14 protein-coding genes are annotated in these 20,193 nt (G+C 41.5%); 9 read left to right on the forward strand and 5 right to left on the reverse strand.

Going from position 1 to position 20,193, the window contains the following annotated elements; translation table 11 throughout:
* Positions 1-88: 88 nt before the first annotated feature.
* From AAEY93_RS04700 to cysK, 3 genes are all read right to left on the reverse strand, one after another.
* Complete coding sequence (locus AAEY93_RS04700; protein ID WP_124011791.1) at positions 89-979, reverse strand: LysR substrate-binding domain-containing protein; 891 nt, start codon at positions 977-979, stop codon at positions 89-91.
* Positions 980-1,626: 647 nt separating this feature from the next.
* Complete coding sequence (locus AAEY93_RS04705) at positions 1,627-4,497, reverse strand: TonB-dependent receptor domain-containing protein (RefSeq protein ID WP_351075210.1); 2,871 nt, start codon at positions 4,495-4,497, stop codon at positions 1,627-1,629.
* Positions 4,498-5,230: 733 nt separating this feature from the next.
* Positions 5,231-6,196, reverse strand: coding sequence for a cysteine synthase A (cysK, locus tag AAEY93_RS04710; protein WP_101032142.1), 966 nt, complete (start codon positions 6,194-6,196; stop codon positions 5,231-5,233).
* Positions 6,197-6,594: 398 nt separating this feature from the next.
* On the opposite strand from cysK, the gene AAEY93_RS04715 reads away from it, so the two are divergent.
* The gene (locus AAEY93_RS04715) at positions 6,595-7,716 is read left to right on the forward strand and encodes a beta-ketoacyl-ACP synthase III (protein WP_101032141.1); all 1,122 of its coding nucleotides are present in this window, start codon (positions 6,595-6,597) and stop codon (positions 7,714-7,716) included.
* A gap of 1,142 nt (positions 7,717-8,858) precedes the next feature.
* Here the strand turns inward: AAEY93_RS04715 and cysZ are convergent.
* The gene (cysZ, locus tag AAEY93_RS04720) at positions 8,859-9,632 is read right to left on the reverse strand and encodes a sulfate transporter CysZ (RefSeq protein ID WP_101032140.1); all 774 of its coding nucleotides are present in this window, start codon (positions 9,630-9,632) and stop codon (positions 8,859-8,861) included.
* A gap of 160 nt (positions 9,633-9,792) precedes the next feature.
* On the opposite strand from cysZ, the gene smc reads away from it, so the two are divergent.
* From smc to AAEY93_RS04760, 8 genes are all read left to right on the forward strand, one after another.
* The gene (gene smc / locus AAEY93_RS04725; protein WP_351075213.1) at positions 9,793-13,227 is read left to right on the forward strand and encodes a chromosome segregation protein SMC; all 3,435 of its coding nucleotides are present in this window, start codon (positions 9,793-9,795) and stop codon (positions 13,225-13,227) included.
* 21 nt (positions 13,228-13,248) lie between these two features.
* On the forward strand, positions 13,249-14,298 hold the full coding sequence (gene zipA, locus AAEY93_RS04730) for a cell division protein ZipA (RefSeq protein WP_101032138.1): 1,050 nt from the start codon (positions 13,249-13,251) through the stop codon (positions 14,296-14,298).
* Positions 14,299-14,399: 101 nt separating this feature from the next.
* Positions 14,400-16,412 (forward strand): NAD-dependent DNA ligase LigA, encoded by a 2,013-nt coding sequence (gene ligA / locus AAEY93_RS04735; RefSeq protein WP_124011787.1) that lies wholly within the window; start codon positions 14,400-14,402, stop codon positions 16,410-16,412.
* Between the two features lie 54 nt (positions 16,413-16,466).
* Entirely contained in the window at positions 16,467-16,976 is a 510-nt protein-coding gene (locus AAEY93_RS04740) for a DUF2919 domain-containing protein (protein ID WP_101032136.1), read from the forward strand.
* Between the two features lie 166 nt (positions 16,977-17,142).
* A complete protein-coding gene (locus tag AAEY93_RS04745; protein ID WP_124011786.1) occupies positions 17,143-18,342 on the forward strand; it encodes an HD-GYP domain-containing protein in 1,200 nt (399 codons plus the stop codon).
* A 27-nt stretch (positions 18,343-18,369) separates the two neighbouring features.
* Positions 18,370-19,176, forward strand: coding sequence for an SDR family oxidoreductase (locus tag AAEY93_RS04750; protein WP_351075217.1), 807 nt, complete (start codon positions 18,370-18,372; stop codon positions 19,174-19,176).
* A gap of 50 nt (positions 19,177-19,226) precedes the next feature.
* The gene (locus tag AAEY93_RS04755; protein ID WP_101032133.1) at positions 19,227-19,460 is read left to right on the forward strand and encodes an RNA-binding S4 domain-containing protein; all 234 of its coding nucleotides are present in this window, start codon (positions 19,227-19,229) and stop codon (positions 19,458-19,460) included.
* Positions 19,461-19,470: 10 nt separating this feature from the next.
* Entirely contained in the window at positions 19,471-19,857 is a 387-nt protein-coding gene (locus AAEY93_RS04760) for a ribonuclease E inhibitor RraB (protein WP_124011784.1), read from the forward strand.
* Between the two features lie 117 nt (positions 19,858-19,974).
* Here AAEY93_RS04760 and AAEY93_RS04765 read toward each other — a convergent pair whose 3' ends face one another.
* Positions 19,975-20,181: a hypothetical protein gene (locus AAEY93_RS04765; protein ID WP_101032131.1), complete on the reverse strand. Its 207-nt coding sequence runs from the start codon at positions 20,179-20,181 to the stop codon at positions 19,975-19,977.
* Between the last annotated feature and the right edge of the window lie 12 nt (positions 20,182-20,193).

Here is a 20,193-nt window from a genome sequence, read left to right on the forward strand (position 1 = left end):
TTTGGCAACTGAGGAAAAAAGCAATCTAGCGGTTAGTAACTCGATTGCTGAAGTCTATTGATCGACACGTAGATGTATCGATGGGTCGTTAACTGTGAGAGACACGCTTTGCTTCTGCAATGAGACAATCTCGTAGTGGGTTTTCACCGGTATCTTGACGCCAAATAAACGATAAATGGCGGTTTAAGTTTAACTCTGGCGTGGTCAGCATGACTAATTCTCCTTTGGCCACGTCTTTTTCTACATCTAAATAGGGCAAGCAGCTTAAATAAACCCCATTCTTGACTAAAGCCTTTAATAGCCCGACATGCTCATATTCTTTCCAGACATTTAATTTAACGATTAAGCCGTGGATTGCTGCATCAAAAATACGTCGCGTGCCAGCCCCTGGCTCTCTTAGCACCCATTTGGCTTGTTCTAATTGGGCAATACTAGTGCGTTCGTTTTGCGCGAACGGATGATTCGGTGAGGCGATAACCACAAGGTGATCATCAATCCAAGGTTCTTGATGTAATCGACTATCGTCATTGCGGCCTTCAATCACGCCTAAATCAAATTGATAGTCGAGGACCTCTTGAGCCACTTTATCGCTATTTTCGACTGCAATTTCGATTCTAAGTTCGGGAAAATCATTATCAATTTTACTAATAAGAGCGGGGAGTAAATGCTCCGCGGCCGTTTGGCTAGAGCATAATTTTACTGTACCGCTGATGATGTGCTGTTCATGAAGTCCAGATTCAATTCGATGGGCATCTTGCAGTAGTTTTTGAGCTTTAGGGCGTAACCATCGGCCCCAATGACTCAAAATAAGTCGATTACCTTGGCGAATAAATAATGGCCGGTCTAATAAGTGTTCGAGCTGGCTTAACGACATGCTAACCGCTGATTGGCTCATTGACAGTTTTTTGGCCGCAGCGCTGACACTCTCTAAACTTGCGACGGCATCGAAAACGGCTATTTGCTTAAGCGTATAATGCATGAAATACCTTATCTGTGGAAAAACAATATATAAAACAATATGAGTATGATCTGCTATTTTTGATTGCAGGTATAGGTACTGCTTCATAATTTGTGGGCTTGATACAAGAATACTGTGTTATTGGTCGAAAAAAAACTCATTGTGCTTAGGATTATTAACAATATTAGGTATTAATTAAATTATGTAACCTCAGCTCGGATTAAGGGATGAGATAAAGAGGTAAAAGAGTAGCATTTGTTTTGTTAATAAGGCGTATTAATGTGTTAATAGCCGTGTTAATAGCCGTGTTAATAGCCGTGTTAATAGCCGTGTTAATAGCCGTGTTAATAGCCGTGTTCATAGTGGCACTATGGCAAGTCAATACAAGGAGCTTAGTAAGACAAAGGATTGCTTGATGACAGTGTATTATCCAAACTTGGGTATAAATAATTATCATCGTAAATTGAGCGGATAAATTTGAATCGCTAATATCAATTGTGTGACTGATGATTGTGTTAGTCGTTATTTCAGCCGTTATCAATGCCAATACTGATGCCAGGTGTGTTGGCCACTTTGCGGTTTCTTTTTTGCGCATACTATTGAGATAATGAGTAGATAAAAAACGGCATCTTAAGATGCCGTTTTTAACCAACCAATCAACCTACCGCTTAGAACTTATAGGTCGCGGTCGTATGGAAGAAACGGCCGACGTTATCGTAAGCTGAGCTGGTAGTATCTGTACCAGTATAGCCGTAAGGTAAGTCACGGTTAAACAGGTTGTCGATACCAAATTTCAACTTGATACCCGAGTCAAAGTTATAGGTAACTGCGACATCACTGATAAAGTAATCGCTAAATTCCATGTTGCTGTTAGGATTGGCGTTTAATGCTAATTCTTTATCGGTATAAAGGCTCACACCTTCAACATAGCGCGTTCTCCAGTTAACATCCCAGCTATCAATTGAGTAACCTAGGCTCCAGTTTGCTTGCCATTCAGCATAGCCTGCCGTGCCTGCAAGTTCCTCAAATGTATCAGGCTCATCTTGGAATGAGAAATCTTTACGTTTTAGGAGACGAGTCGCAATCAGGTTCGTGCGAACATCACCATTAAAGGCTTCAAAGATATAGCCAATATCAAAGTCGATACCAGCCGCTTCAAGCGAGGCAATATTTAACGAGAATTGTCTAATTTGAGTAATTTCGTGACTGGTTGCGTCACGAGTAATCAAACTACAGTATTCGTTATCCACACCTGATGGCGAATCAACGCATCGATCGATAATATCCTGAGCACCAACGGCGCTGATGGCGTTTTCGATCTCGATATTCCAATAATCAGTGGTGATTGATAACCCATCGATATAATCAGGTTGATAAACAACCCCTAAAGTATAACTTTTTGACTCTTCGGCCTTTAGCTCGCGGTTACCACCACTTAACCCTTCAAGGGTTTTATCGTCGTAGTCAGCATCAAAACCAGCTGGGATCCCCAATGCTGTACAATTGGCTTGGCGTAGGGTTGGATCGGCTAGGTCATTTAAGTTTTTAGCACGGCAAGAATCATTCACGTTGAAGAAATTTTGGCTTGCTGAGCCATAAAGCTCACTGATGTTGGGGGCGCGAATGGCTTCTGAGTATGTGGTACGAAGTCTGAGTTGATCATCGACTTCCCAGCTTAAACCTGTTTTCCACGTTGTCGCATTACCAATGGTGCTGTAATCAGCATAGCGCACTGCAAGATCTAGGTCTAACTGGCGAACCATAGGTAAATCGGCGAGCAAAGGAAGCGTGACTTCAGCAAAGATTTCGTTGACATCAAAATCACCTTTATCTTCGCCTAATGCATTAAAGAAAGTACCTTCGGCATTGTCAGGTTCAAAGACTTCACTTTCTTCTTTACGGTATTCAACACCAGTAGATAAACCAACATAACCCGCTGGTAGTTCAAATAAGTATGAGTTTGTTAATGTCCCACCTAATACGGTTTGCTTAATAATCGATGTACCTGTTGACGTGGTATTAATATAATCGATAGCATCTTGACTTGGCGCGCCAAAACCAAAGATGTTGACTGGGACACAGCCTTCATCTCTAGCCGTTTGATCTCGACATACCGCAACACCGTTTTCGAGCACGGAATCAAGGGCGTTGCTGTAGTTGTCATAGACTAGGTTGTTTTTATTAACTCGTTCTAGATCGGTTTGACCATAAATGGCATAAACATCGTAATCCCAATCATCAAAGACTAAGCCTTCAAGGCCGAATACATAACGTTGAGTTTCACGGGTGTCATCTTCAATACGCACACCTAAATCAGTCATAAAGCGGCGAACATTAATCGAGTCTAATGGGGCAGCATTACCATCGCTATCTTTGTTTGCTTTCATTAACGCAACCAGTTCCGGATTGATAAAAGCATTATCAATTTGGACATCGTTAACCGGGTTACCGAAGAAGAATGCAGGTTGACCTTCATCGGTGGATTGGCTGTTAACGTATTTAGCTTCAAAATAGACGTTATGGTTATCATTTAACTGATAGTTAGTTTTAAAGTTAATGTTATAACGTTCAAATTCTGGCTGTAATTCAACAAATTGGTTTAAATTGGTGAAATCACAATCAGCACAACGAATGCCATCAACATTTTGACCTGAATAAACATTTGTTAGAGAACCATCTGGATTAAAGCTCTTCCAACCATCTAAATTAACGTTACCCGCATTACTAATGGTGTAGTGTCCCGCATTAGGTGTCCAGATCTTGTCTGGATCGCTAGGGTCATTGTTATCGGTAATACGATCTGAATTTGCTAGGCTCGTAAAAGCAGTCGACGTCTGATCACGGTCAAACGCTCTCAATTGCTCTTGGGCACTGTATTCAACGGCAAAGGCAACATTACCATCGTTTTGGGCAAAATTAGTACCATAAGATAATGAAAAACGATCTTTGTTATGGCCACTATCATCCGCCCAACCTTTGGTGGCGGATACGTCTAAGCCATTAACATTTTTCTTTAAAATAAAGTTAACCACACCCGTTACCGCATCGGCACCATAAATGGCTGATGCACCACCGGTAATCACTTCAACTTTATCGATCCATACACTTGGGATGGTATTGATGTCGACAGATGAAGTACCCGCAGAACTTGATACATGACGCTTACCGTTCACCAGCACAAGTGTTCTGGCGGTACCCATGCTCCTTAAATCGAGCAAGTTAAGCCCAGAAGTACCGATAAAGCGGCCAGAATTGGCGAGCGAATAAGTATTACCTAGCGCAGGTAACTGGTTTAAGGCTTCGCCAATATTGGTCACACCCGTTGATAATAATTCGTCGCCGGTAATGACGGTTACCGGTGTTGGTGCAACAGCGCCTTCGCGAATAATACGTGAACCGGTTACTGAAATCCTTTCTACAGGCGACGCTGTATTAGCAACGTCTTCAGCATAGGTATTGAATGTGGTCGCTGCTGAAACAGCAACGCCACTGATTAGCGCAAAGCGAATTGCTTTGGCTAAATGTGAATTAACTTGCATTTTATCACTCCCAGAAATGTTTTTATTATGAGGTAATCATTCAGATCATTTTTAATATAAAAATGAAACAAAGTTACACCACTATTGATATAACCATACCTAAATAAAAAAACAATATTGGTTTAGCCGAGTGAGTATCGAGTTGGTGGTTACAATTAATAGTCACATTATTAACAATAAGAATAACAAGCGGCAACATGTGTGTGAAATTAAAAGGTAATCTTCCAAGTTGTTAATGGCGTGCTCATTATTGGTGCGACTTTGTTTTAGGATTGTAGGTTTTTTGATTTGTATTTAAGTAGGTAAAAATGAAATTGTTAATAATTTGTTTGTAAATTATTTTTAATTTTTAGATGAAAAAATTTAATCTATGATTTTTTTTGAAGTAAATCACCGTTTTAACCTATTTAAAATCTATTTATGTGTAATTGGAGAATATTAGCATTATGTTACAAACAATAAGTTTTAATTTTATTGGCCGTGAATTTCTCTTTACAGTGTGAATATTTATATGTTTTTTGTGATTTTTTATATAACCCGGAGACTCTTGACTTAACGGAATAAATCGTTTGATTTATTCCACTTTTCGCAACACACTCGGTTTATAACGTGAATTGCTGAAATAAAAATGCCAGCAATATGCTGGCATCGACTAAATACTAATAATGTAAAGAATCAATAATCATTGTTATTAGATTGATCCGTTAAGCAACGATTATTCAAACAACTGACATTACTGCACGTTTTCACTGTCGTTAAATTCACCAGCAAATAATACAGTCGATAAATAACGTTCTGCAGCAGAAGGCAATATAACCACAATAGTTTTGTCTGCAAACTCGGGTAATGCAGCGATACGGTTCGCGGCAACAACAGCGGCACCAGAAGAGATACCGACTAAGATGCCTTCTTCTTTCATTAACCGACGAGCCATCTCAATTGACTCATCATTAGTGACGGCTTCAACGCGGTCAATAATGGATAGGTCTAAGTTGCCTGGAATAAAGCCTGCACCAATACCTTGGATTTTATGAGGACCAGGTTGGATAGGTTGTCCAGCTAATGCTTGAGCAATTACAGGTGAGTCAACCGGTTCAACCGCCACAGACGTAATAGTCTTGCCTTGTGCTTTTAAATAACGGCTTACACCGGTTAATGTTCCACCAGTACCGACACCGGCGACAAATACATCCACTTCACCATCGGTATCATTCCAGATTTCTGGACCTGTGGTTTTTTCGTGGATTTCAGGGTTAGCAGGATTATCAAATTGACCAAGAACCAAGTATTTTTCAGGTGCCGATTGGCGAATTTCTTCAGCCTTATTAATGGCACCTTTCATACCTTTGGCGCCATCAGTCAAGATTAAGTTTGCACCTAAAGCTTTAAGCAGTTTACGACGTTCTAAGCTCATGGTATTTGGCATGGTTAAGGTTAATTTGTAACCACGTGCAGCAGCAACATAAGCAAGTGCAATACCTGTGTTACCCGATGTAGGTTCAACTAACTCAATATCTTTGGTTAATAGACCTTTTTTTTCTGCATCCCAAATCATGTTAGCGCCAATACGGCATTTAACGCTGAAGCTTGGATTACGAGCTTCTACTTTGGCTAACACCCTGCCATTGCTGACGCGATTTAAACGAACCAGCGGTGTGTTGCCCACAGTATATGAATTATCTTCGAAAATTTTGCTCATGGATTATTTGCTCCTATGTTTGCATTATCTAATCATAATCTGCTCAGCAGGATTTAGAAGTGAAAGTTTGTTCTGCCTTATTCTTTTTAGTTATTAATGGTAGCCTATTTATTCTAAATATCCTGTTTGCGGCGCTTTAATAGCCTTTTGAGTCGAATTAGCCTCCTTTAATGGTCTGACCATTAGAGAAATTTAATTTAGTATGCCAAGAATAAATTATAAAATACTAGAATGGCGTTAATCAGCAAAATGTTTCTATGTCGTGCCACCCAATTGACGAGTCATGATATTGATAAGTGCTTGTCAAACCTTCAATAAAACAGATCGATTTATTGATGTCGATGTGTCTGGCGCAGATGAGCTTTCGCTAACTCATTCACTAAAAATGGTAGAGTAAAATGAATAAAGTTGTGATTTCAGGAAGTGGTTTATATACACCACCTTACAGTGTATCTAACGACGAATTAGTTAACAGTTACAACAGTTATGTTGACCAGTTTAATCAACAGCATGCCGCAGATATTGAGGCTGGAAAAGTGCTAGCCTTGGCGTATTCTTCAAGTCAGTTTATCGAAAAGGCCTCTGGGATCAAAAGCCGTTATGTCATGGTAAAAGAAGGTATTCTCGATACCAACATCATGATGCCGTTAATTGCTGATAAGCCTTCTGAATCCTTGTCTATGCAAGCAGAAATGGGCATTGAAGCCGCGAAACAAGCATTACAACAAGCAAACTTAACGGCTGAAGATATCGACTTAGTGATTGTTGCCTGTGCTTATACTCAGCGAGCCTATCCGGCCATTGCGATTGAGATCCAGCAAGCCATGGGCACCAAAGGGTTTGCTTACGATATGTTAGTGGCTTGTTCATCTGCTACTTTTGCGATTGTGAATGCCGTTGATGCAATTCGAGGCGGAACCGCTAATCGGGTACTGGTAATCAATCCTGAATTAACATCACCGCAAATCAATTTCCGTGATCGTGACAGTCATTTTATTTTCGGTGATGTTGCCACCGCGGTGGTGGTTGAACGCGATGAATTATCGACATCTACTCATGCCTTTAGCGTATTGTCTACCCGTTGTGCAACGGATTATTCCAGCAATATCCGCAGTAATTTTGGTTTTGTTAATCGCTGCGATCCTGAAAATGCGACCACAGCTGATAAATTGTTTCATCAACAAGGCCGCAAAGTATTTAAAGAATTATTGCCGATGATTTACCAACATTTAGATGCCCAATTTAGCGACGAGCAAATAAAACCTGAAGAATTTAAGCGTCTATGGCTTCATCAGGCCAATATAAACATGAATTTATTTGTGGTGAAGAAGCTTCTTGGTGATAATGTTGAGCCCACTCAAGCGCCTATCATATTGGACGAGTATGCCAACACCGCTTCTGCGGGATCGGTTATTGCTTTTCATAAATTCAATCAAGACTTTAAAACGGGTGATCTGGGCTTGTTGTGCTCATTTGGTGCAGGCTACTCTATAGGTAGTATTGTACTTGAGAAGTGTTAATTGACTCGAGTTCTAGATAATAAAGCTGAATATATTGTGAGTGTTGATTGAAGACGATAGCACCACTATAACCAAAATATTAACGCATATGCTTGTTGAGGATTTTGGATTCTATGTGGATATCACCTGATATGTCGAGTGTTTTGGTAGTGTTAGGAATAATCAATAAGGCATAGTTATTGTTTTTAAAGGTTTAGAGACCATTAAAGCAAGCACATAGGTCAATAAATGTAGACCGCAATGTGGCAACAATCCCATGGGGAATTGTGCTGGAGATGTGTTTATTTCATTTAACTGTGGCGTGTCTATCATGAGTAATGAAACATTTGCACGCACATTGCTTCGCGCGGATGAGCGGATGAATAACAGCGCGCGGATGAATATTTGTCTAAAGCTAAACATGACAGTCGTTTCTCAATAAGCTATTTTTAATCAGAGAAACACAAAAAGGCCGTTGATTCTTAAGTATCAACGGCCTTTTTGTATTTAGCTTCAAGTCTGATAAAAGATGAGATAAATCGTTAACAACGAGTTTATTTCAAGTCTGCAATATCAAACTTGCCCTGTGTTTTGCTAACAAGGCCAATTGATACATCAATAGCTGGCATACGGTCAGTCGATACCAGAACGATTATTGAACAAAGCGCTGTTTGATAACCTTTATTATCCACCATTGAGGTTATTTAAGGCTTGTTGCCATACCGATCCATTAACGTCGCCATTAAATTCAATGTCTTCATCGATGGTGGGTATGTGAGATAAAACGGCTGGTTAGAAGCTGGCAACGCGGTAAAGGGGGAAACGGCTCAATACTACAGCCAGTGTAAGGTCGTTTATCTGGAGTAAGCCGTTAGCTGGGATTAAATCGTTGATCACTATTATTGTTGGCTACTCTTTTTCATTTTTATTATTGCAGACAGTTATCGCAGACAGTTGTAGCAAAAAGTTGTCGCAAAAAGTGGCGTAAAAAAGACATTAACACCTAGGCCCAACGGGAATTAAAGTATCGTAAAATTGTCTCGGAATGTTAAATCAGTGCGGGGGATATAATGAAAAAGCCCGATGCTAGGCATTGGGCTTAGGCTGTGCAATCTAGGCGATGACGCTTTGGGCTATTCTTTTATAGATTCGCCCTCTATGGATTAGTCTGGGGCGATAGCGTTATTTTTATAGGCCTCTCGATATTTATCGACCCACATTGCCGTTGCACCACAAATGGCGACTGGCATGACGACAAAGTTAACAATGGGGATCATTGAAAACAGTGTCACAGTAGCACCGAAGCTAAAACTAGACCCCTTGGTATTTCTCAGAGCAAATTTCATGTCATCAAAACTGACTTTATGATTATCAAATGGAAAGTCGCAATATTGAATCGCCATCATCCATGCTGTAAATATAAACCATAAAATGGGTGCTGCGGTTTGACCGACAATAGGTAACCAAAATAAGACTAAAAACAATAATGCTCGTGGCAAGTAGTATTTAAGTTTTATCCATTCTCGGCCAAAAATACGCGGTAAATCTTTAATCATATCGACGGAGTTACCGGTATTTAAGCTTTTCCCTGTGAGGTGTTGTTCTACCTTTTCGGCCAATAAGCCATTAAAAGGTGCCGCAATCCAGTTCATCACTGAGCTAAATAGAAATGACATCACCACTAACATCGTTAATACCGCTAATGGCCACAACAGAAAATTCAACCAGCTTAGATATTCTGGAAGTTGACTATCCATCCATGTAAATAGCTCTGTTAATTGTCCTAGCGCAAAATACATCGCGGAGGCAAATAAGACTAAATTGATCATCAGTGGAATAAAAACAAATGAGCGTAATCCCGGTTGTTTAATTAGTTGAAACCCTTGGATAAAATAATTTACACCACTCTTGTTACCGATTTTCGAATTGCTGACCATTAAGACTGCCTATTCTGTGACTTATATAATTGATTTTGACCAGCCTAGCGCAATAAAACAAGTGATAAACGGTGTCTAAAGGATAAAAATCGTTACAAAATGGATCTCAATTGCTAAAGTGAACTGCTTTTTCCATTTATAGCGTACCTGAACTGGCAACATGAAATTAAAACACATAAAACTTGCTGGATTTAAGTCGTTTGTAGACCCAACTAAAATCCCATTTGATAATGCCTTGTCGGCAATTATCGGCCCTAATGGCTGCGGAAAATCCAATGTGATTGATGCCGTGCGCTGGGTGCTGGGTGAAAGTTCGGCAAAGCAACTACGTGGCGATTCTATGACCGATGTGATTTTTAACGGCTCATCGGCACGTAAGCCTATTTCTGTTGCGGGTGTCGAACTGGTGTTCGAGAACATTCAGGGAAGGCTCACTGGCCAGTACGCCAGTTATCAAGAAATTTCGGTTAAACGACAAGTTAATCGTGATAGTGAATCAAATTATTTTTTAAATGGCCAAAAATGTCGTCGAAAAGATATTACCGACTTATTTATGGGCACTGGCCTTGGGCCGCGTAGCTATGCCATTATCGAGCAAGGTACCATTTCACGCTTAATCGAATCTAAACCTCAAGAGTTAAGAGTGTTTATTGAAGAGGCTGCGGGCATTTCTCGTTATAAAGAGCGCCGCCGAGAAACCGAAAACCGAATTCGTCATACCCGTGAAAACCTCGAACGTTTAAATGATATCCGGGTTGAGCTCGGTACCCAGTTAGACAAATTATCGCAACAAGCAACAGCGGCTCTGCAGTATCGAGAATTAAAAAATAGTGAACGCCAGTTACATAGCCAACTATTGGTTATGCGATATCAACAACTGTTGCTGCAAACCGACAGACTCGATGCCGAAACCGCTGAACGTGAGCTCAAGGCTGAAGCGTTAGCAAAGACCGCGCAGCAAGCAGATACCAGTGTTATCGAGCTGAAACAGCAATTGGCAGAACTCAGTGATGCCGAACATAAACTGGTTGAACAGTATTACCAAACCGGTAATACCATGAGCAAACTTGAGCAACAGCTTGCACATCAGCAGCAACAAGACACCCAGTTGCAGCAACAAATTCAACTATTACAGCAGCAGATCCAACAAGCTGACGATAAGATTGTCGATATGAACCATGTTCATCAGCGATTGGTTGAGCAAGTTAATACTCATCAACCCGCTTATGAACAGGCGAGTCAGGCGCTTGAGCAGATCGATGAGCAAGTCTTTGCTATTGAAGAGACGTTTGATGCTCAGCAACGTCAGTTAACCCAGTATGCCGAAACCTTAGCCGCCAATAAAATGCAGTTAGCCCTGAGCCAATCAACCCTCAGTCACCAGCAGCAAAGTTTACTTCAAGACCAGCAGCATTTATCACAATCACAGCTTGAACTGGCGGCGTTAACCCAACAAGATGGGCAACAACAGTTGCAAAGCAGTGCCACAGAATTAGCCAGTATTGAACAACAACTCAATGATAAACAGCTGCAACACAGTCAGCTTGAACTCTCATTAATCGAGCAGCAGCAGGGCGTGACTCAAGCTAGCGATACTTATCAAACACTAAAGCAATCGGTGACTCATCATCATTCACGATTGCAATTTATTGATGAGCTGCTTGCGGATCATACCCAAGATGATGGCCAACAATTATGGCAAGTAATTGAGGTGGTGCCAGGTTGGGAAAAAGCCGTCGACAACGTCTTACAAGGATTAAGTCAATTACCTGTTTTAGCGCTGGACCAAACATCCTTGTTAAGTGTTACAGAACCATTAGTAGGTTTTGAACAGCAACATCAAGTGGTTTATCCCGCATTAACGACCCCGGTAAATTTAGCGCCGTGGTTACAAACAGTGGTGTGGGCGTCGAGTGTCCGTGAAGCAAAAACGATATTGCCGACATTGCAATCTGATCAATATATTGCCACCCAAGAAGGCTTGTTGATTGGCCATGGTTTTGTACTTAACCCTACTCAGTCTGGGCAATCGGCGATTGTCCTAAGCCAAGAACGATTAAGCTTAAGCCAGCAATCAGCCGTGCTTGAGCAGCAGCTGTCATCGTCTCAACAAGCGTTAACATCGTTAACCCATATCGCCACGTCAACTCAGGTGGCACTGAGTCAATGCCAACAAAGCTGTCATCAGTTACAGATCCAACAAACAAAACTGCACTCGTTAGTGACCAGTTTAACTCAGCAAATGGTTGAAAAACGCGATAAACAACAACAATGCAGTCAATCAATCGCCAAGCTCGAACAGCAAATATGCGATAAAAAAATGCAAGTAGAGGTCTTTGAAGAACAAGTCTCGACCCAAGAAGATGCATTGTTACTGGCGATGAATCAACACGACGTTGCCCAGCAAGCTTGGCAAACGAGTCAAGCTCAGTTACGTGAAACCAAAGCCATTCGCGGTGATGCTGCTAATCGTGTTAAGCAGCAGCAAACACAAGTGCAACAACATGCCACCCAACATGCATTAAGCGAGCAGAAATTAAAGCAACAACATGAAAAACAGACAGAATTAGCAAGCCAATTATCTCAGCTACAACAAATGTTGCTCGACAATCAGCAACAACGAGGTCAACATCATTTAAGCCAATTATCAACGCAACTGGCACATGCTCTTGAGCAACAGCAAGCCCTGCAGCGACAATTACAACAAAATCGTTCCCAACAAGCAGAGCTTCAAACTAGCTTAGACAGTTTAGTATTGATGCAAAAACAACAGCTTGTAGTGTTACAAGACTTGACTCAAGCGATAAGCACGTTAAAGTTACGTCGTGAGGGCTTAAAAGGGCAGGCGAATGCGCAGCTGCAATTGCTGCAAGAACAGCAAATTCAGCTACAACAAGTCATTGTCGAAATCCCTGAACATGCATCTGTTGATGTTTGGGCGCAACAGCTTGAAAAAGTAAAACAAAACATTTTACGTTTAGGTGCCATCAACCTTGCCGCCATTGAAGAATTTGAATCGCAACGAGAACGAAAAGCCTATTTAGACAGTCAAGACGACGACTTAAATAAAGGGTTAGCGATCTTAGAAGACGCTATCCGTAAGATAGACAAAGAAACCCGAAGCCGTTTTAAGGCCACATTCGAAACGGTAAACCATGACTTAGGGCTACTATTTCCAAAGGTATTTGGCGGGGGAAAGGCTTATTTGGCATTAACCGGTGATGACCTGCTCGAAACGGGTGTTACTATCATGGCACAGCCGCCAGGTAAGAAGAATAGCACCATACATTTACTAAGTGGTGGAGAAAAAGCGTTAACCGCATTATCATTAGTCTTTGCTATTTTTAGACTGAATCCAGCACCTTTTTGTATGCTCGATGAAGTCGATGCACCTTTGGATGACGCCAACGTCGAACGTTTTTGTCGCTTACTGAAAGAAATGTCACAAAGTGTGCAATTTATTTATATCAGTCATAATAAAATAACAATGGAAATGGCTGATCAACTTATTGGCGTTACTATGCATGAACCTGGCGTTTCAAGGATAGTCGCAGTGGACATTGAAGCCGCCGTCGCCATGGCTGACGCGGTATAAATTAGGAAGACAGGGAATCTAATGAAAGATTTACAACTTGTGTTGTTCGTATTAGGCGCAATCGCAATTATTGCGGTGTTAGTGCACGGTTTTTGGTCGATTCGTAAACAACAACCTAAATCAATGAAGCAAAGTCCGATGGCTGGATTTTATAAAGACCAAGCTGAACGTACAGACTCTGAAGGTTTTGACGCAGATGGTATTGGTAAAGTGCGCGTGCGCAAATCAGATGACATTGAAGAACCCGTTGTTAAGCCGATACTTAAGACCCAGTTAAGCCAAAAATCCAATCCGAGCGAGGCTAGGTTATCGGACACTCCACTACGTGACTCGTTGCGTCAGCCTGATCCTAAAAAGTCTAAGCCTGCCCATGTTGAACCTAAAGCGGCGCACCCCACTCAACAAGCGTTATTTGTTGACGATGAGGTTCAACCCGAACCCACTGCAAACGTGTCAATGAACACCCCTAAAAAGATATTTAATCCTTCAACCAGTACGGCCAAGTTAGAAAGCTACACAGGTAAGCCTACTGTAACCAAACCGGATCCGATTAAGCCAACGGGGCAAGCTGCAGTGCCTAAAGTTGATGCTGAAGTTGATACTGAAGTTGACCCTAGCGTTAACATTAATCCGCCTGCGGATGCGCCTGTTAATGAACTTGCTGAGCCTACCGATGTATTAGTGCTGCATATTGTTGCTAAAGAAGGTGAGCAAATTCAGGGAGCAGAATTACTGCCAAGCTTGTTATCGCTTAATTTTAAATTCGGTGAGATGGATATTTTTCATCGCCACATTGATAATGCCGGCACGGGCAAGGTGCTGTTTTCACTCGCTAACATGTTAAAACCTGGCATCTTTGACCCAGATCAAATGGAGCAGTTTGTCACTCAAGGCGTGGTGTTATTTATGACATTACCTTGTTATGGTGATCCGTTAATGAACTTTACCATAATGCTGAACTCGGCCTATCAAATTGCCGATGATCTCGGTGCCCAATTATTAGACGGACAACGTCAACCTTGGTCAGATGAGACCAAAAAAGATTATCTACGACGACTGAATGCGGCGTAGGTAGATATTTTTATTAAGGCCGCAGCAGCGGCCTTAATTGTTTTATGCCTTTACTCTTTATCAAGAATATCACGGTTACAACTCGTATGACGGATACCACAATGCACGCTATTCAAACTGAAATGGATCAACTGACTCACACTATTAATCAACATAATATTCGCTATTACGTTGATGATGCTCCGTCGATACCCGATGCTGAATACGATAGATTAATTAAACGCTTAACTGAGTTAGAGCGTGACTATCCGCAATGTAAAGCCATAGATTCACCGACCCAACGAGTCGGTGGGATGGCCTTACAAAAATTTTCCCAAATTACCCACCTTAAACCGATGTTAAGCCTCGACAATGCGTTTGAGCAAGTTGATTTTGCGGCATTTAACAAGCGTATTATCGATAAAGTCGATAGCACTGAGTATGTTTGCGAACCTAAACTCGATGGTCTCGCGGTGAGTATTACCTATCGTTTGGGCGTTCTTGAACGCGCAGCAACACGAGGTGATGGTAGTGTGGGTGAAGATATTACTGAAAATGTGCGCACAATTAGATCCATCCCACTTAAATTACGTGGTGAAGGATTTCCGGATTTAGTTGAAGTTCGTGGTGAAGTGTTTATGCCCAAAGCGGCATTTGAGGCGTTAAACCAGCGTCAAATCGGTAAAGGCGACAAAGTATTTGTTAATCCGCGTAACGCCGCGGCAGGCAGTTTACGCCAATTAGACAGTAAAATTACCGCTGCACGCGCACTAGGATTTTATGCTTATGCATTAGGCGTGGTGGAAGGTGAATCACAACCGATGCAAACAAGCCATTTTGGCCAGTTGTCTCAATTAAAACAATGGGGCGTCCCGGTCAGCAGTGAAGTAAAAGTGGCTGATTCAGTCGATAAAGTATACGCGTATTATGCTGATATTATGGCCAGGCGCAGTGCGCTTGCCTATGAAATTGATGGTGTGGTGATTAAGGTCAATGACATTGCTAAGCAGCTGACTCTGGGCTTTGTAGCCAAAGCACCTCGATGGGCCATCGCATACAAATTCCCAGCACAAGAAGAAATGACCCTGTTAGAGTCGGTTGATTTTCAGGTAGGTAGAACGGGCGCTGTCACTCCGGTTGCCCGTCTCAAACCTGTATTTGTCGGTGGCGTAACTGTGTCTAATGCCACCTTGCACAATGCTGATGAAATTGCCCGTTTAGGCGTTAAGATTGGCGACACCGTGATTATTCGTCGCGCCGGTGATGTGATCCCGCAAATTGTCGCGATTGTTCCAGAAAAACGTCTCGATGAGGCTCAAGATATAATCTTTCCCGATCACTGCCCTGTTTGCCAAAGTACTGTTGAGCGTTTAGAGGGCGAAGCCACAGCGCGTTGCAGTGGAGGATTATTTTGTGAAGCTCAGCGTAAAGAGGCCATTAAACATTTTGCCTCCCGTAAAGCATTAAATATTGACGGCATGGGTGACAAAATTGTCGAACAACTGATCGATAAAGAATTGGTTAAAACCCCTGCAGACTTATTTAAGCTAACGCCTTCGACTGTCACTATGTTAGATCGCATGGCAATGAAGTCAGCGACTAATATTGTCGCTGCTATTAAAGAGGCTAAAACGACCACGTTGGCGCGTTTTTTATATAGTTTAGGCATTCGTGAAGTTGGCGAGGCTACTGCTGCCAACTTAGCACAACACTTTGCCGATTTTGAGCTGATCTGCGATGCCAGTGTCGAGCAATTACTTGAAGTGGCAGATGTGGGTGAAATTGTGGCAAAACATATCCGTCAATTTTTTGCTCAGTCCCATAACATTGAAGTGATTGAGCAGCTGCTTAACGCCGGAATTACTTGGCCTGTAATAGAAAAAGCTGATGAGTCGCAATTGAGCCTAAAAGGTCAAACTTGGGTGTTAACCGGTACATTGACGCAACTTAATCGCAATGACGCCAAAGCACGCTTACAGGCATTAGGGGCAAAAGTAGCCGGCAGTGTATCTAAAAATACCGATTGTGTTGTCGCGGGTGAGGCTGCTGGCTCTAAGCTCGCAAAAGCAGAGGCGTTGGGTGTTACTGTGATAGATGAACAAGGTTTGCTGGATTTACTGAATGCATCCAACTAATGCTGATGATATTGATGCTTAATTTATACTTGTGGCCGCCGATAAGAGTTTATTGTGAATTTTAGTAATATTACTTGGCTTGATGATCGCGGCCACATAAAACCACCCTTGTTTTTATATTTGATCTTGGTTTTCTTAGCCCGTGGCTGGTGTATTTTTATTGCATCCTTGACCCAGTTTAATGATCGATCAGGTTTAGTTCGGTTGTTTTATCCTGAAAAAAGCGATTTTATATTGGCCTTAATTACCGGTGTCGGTGCGGTGTTGATTTATGGACTTATTATTGCCGAGCGTAAACGCAGTTGGCCGATATTAATGCCTTTATTTCGATATAGTGGTTGGTTGTTATGGGGATTACTCATTGTTGATGGACTATTTTTATTTCAGCGGATGGTGCACGATGACTATTTGTTTAAAATTAGCTATTCGATTGATGCACTTTTTCTATTTTGGTCAGTCATTTATGTGTTTAAATCAAAGAGGTTATATTACTACTTTGCCGACTGGACAGCAGATGATACCGCAGTAAAAGTTGAAACCTCATCTGATGACGAGATCAAGTAACATACTAAACAATGTACGGCTTGGTATAAATGCTCTATATTAACTGTGATCCAAAAGGTAAAGATGTAAGGCCTTGATACACATAACTCTATTACTGAAAATGTTAGTGTAAGAATGACATTATCATCTTAGCTATAACGTGGCGAATGTGAAAAGGATCAATACTTTGGCTAAAGTCGAATTAACACAAATACCTGTATCGCAAATGGTTATCGGGTTAACCGTTAAGCTGCCTTTGTCATGGACAAGCCATCCTTTTTTTCGCAGTAAAGTTAAGATTGAACAACAAATTCAAATCGAGATGATCAAAGGTCTCGATGTGTCATTTGTGTACCTGGTTGATGGGCATGACTTACTGCCTAAAATTGATGTTCCTGTTGAAATTGAACAGCCCGAAAAAGTCGTTAATCAAGACATTGATTATCGACCATTGGCTAAAAAAAGTATCCGAGTCAGTCAACAGCGATTTTTGAAATCAGTTAATGATATCAGAACGGGATTTGGTAAAATAGTGAGTGATCCCGAAGGCGCTTATCGTGAAACTGCTACGTTAGTCGAAGATTTAGTTGAACATTTGTATGAAAGCGAAACCCCTCACTTAACCTTAGTGAGCAGTGGTGAGACGGATGTGAGTGTGACTCAACATGGTATTTCAGTCGCGGTTATTTCTATGATGATTGGCCACACATTATCACTGCCTAAAAAAGATGTCCGTGACGTTGCATTAGGCAGCTTGTTTCACGATATCGGTAAACTCAAAGTGCCTGATGTTATCAGGCGTAAGCGTGGTGAGTTAAGCGATCATGAAAGTAATTTTTTAAAAATGCACCCTAATTTTGGCCATGAGATGCTTAAGCGGACGGGGTTATTTCCTGACGCTATGTTAGACATTGTGTTGCATCATCACGAGTTTATTGATGGCAGTGGTTATCCTCATCATTTGACTGAAGCCAACATTTTACTCACCACCCAAATAGTGTCATTAGCCAATGACTATGAAACCTTATTACACCAATACCAGACTCCGCAAATTGCACTGGGTATTTTATTTAAAACTCACAGTAGTAAACACAGTGATAATTTGATTTCGGTGTTAGTCAAAATTTTAGGTATCTATCCACCTGGCACTATAGTGCGCTTAACTGACGACAGCATCGCGAAGGTGATGATGACTACCGCCGATGTCAAGCAGCCACATGTGTGGTCTTGTAATGTCAGCGGTGCAGAGCCTAGCTTTCGATTTTTAATTAATGAAGATGTCCAAGTGAAAGAAGTTGTAAAGTTAGATGACTTATCTGATGGGGCAATGAAAACATTGCAAGTTAATAGTCCAATCAGCTTTTACTTCAATAACTTCAATCATTAAGACTTAACGAAGTAATATTGAGGATAGATGAACACAATTACCCTTATCGGATGCGGTTGGTTTGGTTTTCCGCTCGCCACACAATTAATGAAACAAGGTTTTCAGGTTAAAGCGTCAAAACGTCATCCTGATGATTTAGCTCAATTACAGCAAGCTGGTATTGAGGCTTATCAATTAGATTTGGCGAATGTGACTACCCAGGTAAAAAAGGCGACTTTATTCGATGCTGACGCCATTGTGATTAACTTACCGCCAGGACTGCGACGAGGTGAAACTGACTATCTTGGCTATTTAACCCAGTTGAAAAATTTGATGGGTGAACGCCAATATCAAAAAGTTATTTTTATCAGTTCCACTGGGGTCTATCCGTCGCTAAATCAAACGGTAACCGAACAAGATGCTGGCGCATTTAATGATACCCGTCACACCTTATTGCAAGCTGAAGCCATATTTTCAGCAATGGCAAATAGCTGTGTTGTGCGATTTTCAGGCTTAGTTGGACCTAAGCGTCATCCGGGACGTTTTTTTGCGGGTAAAACCGATGTTAGCGGCGCTAATGTAGCGGTTAACCTAGTGCATTTAGATGACTGTATTGCAGCCGTTAGCTTGATCCTTTCTCGTACGGATACGTTACCGATTTATAATCTCACAGCAAATGAACATCCTACTCGTGGAGCGTTTTATGCTGCCGCCGCCGAGCATCTTGGATTAATTGCCCCGCAGTTTAATCAGCAGCAACAGCCAAGCAAAATTATCGACGGTCAATTAATCAGTCATCAATTAGGGTTTCAATATGCGTTTAGTAGCCCATTCAAAATGCTTGATGCTTGCTAAACTGGCATAGGCTATAATAGCCAGCATATTTTGATTAAAAGGCGATTATTGTGACGACTCAAACTCAAGCGTTTGCATTACTTCAAGGTGATGAATTCGTAGAACTGTACAAAGTACTAAAAGTACTCGGTTTAGTGAACGGCGGTGGCGAAGCAAAGCATGTCATTACTGAAGGTCAAGTTACCGTCAATGGTGACGTTGATACTCGTAAACGTAAAAAGTGTGTTGTTGGCGATATAATTTCGTTCAATGACGCGACAATTGAAATTGTTCCTGCAGACTAAGGATTGATAAATGCAATTCCCAGACGATGATAATGGCCAAATGTTGGCTGCAATGGCTGATGCCGGTATTGACCTTACTCAATCAATAGAAGTAGATTTCTTCTTAGTGTTTGATGACCAACGTGATGCCGAATCGGCGTTAGAAGCATTAAGTCAAACCGACATGCAAGGTGAGCTTGAGGTTAACTTTGATGAAGAAAGCACTAAGTGGGAAGTGATTGTTTGCCTGCAAATGGTACCTGATTACGCAGCACTTGTTGCCAAAGAAACTGAGTTAAATAGCTTTGCGCAAGAGTTTGACGGTATTTCTGATGGTTGGGGCGTAATGCAAAACCAAGCTAGCGATAGTGAATTTACTGATGATGACCATGTGCACAGCGAGCATTGCAAGCACTAACATCGCCATCACTAAAGATTGATTTATTGAATGAATCATTCAATGAATCATTCAATGAATCAAAAAGCCGTTAATGCCCAGCATTAACGGCTTTTTGATGATATAAAGCGACAGGGTTTAGTCATCTTCTTTTATGTCATTAATGACTTCTTTGGTTCCGTGACCAATGGCCTTGACGGTATCGCGGGTCCCGTGACCGATTGCAGTGGTCACTTTTTTGGTGGTGTGACCAATTTCTTTGCCAGTGTGTTTTAATTCAGCGCAAGCTGACAAGCCCAGAACAAGGCTTATCGACAGCAGTATTACGACGACTTTTTTACACATTGTAGTAGCCTT

The sequence above is a fragment of the Shewanella sp. CAL98-MNA-CIBAN-0140 genome, assembly GCF_040309905.1.
GTDB lineage: Bacteria > Pseudomonadota > Gammaproteobacteria > Enterobacterales > Shewanellaceae > Shewanella > Shewanella psychromarinicola.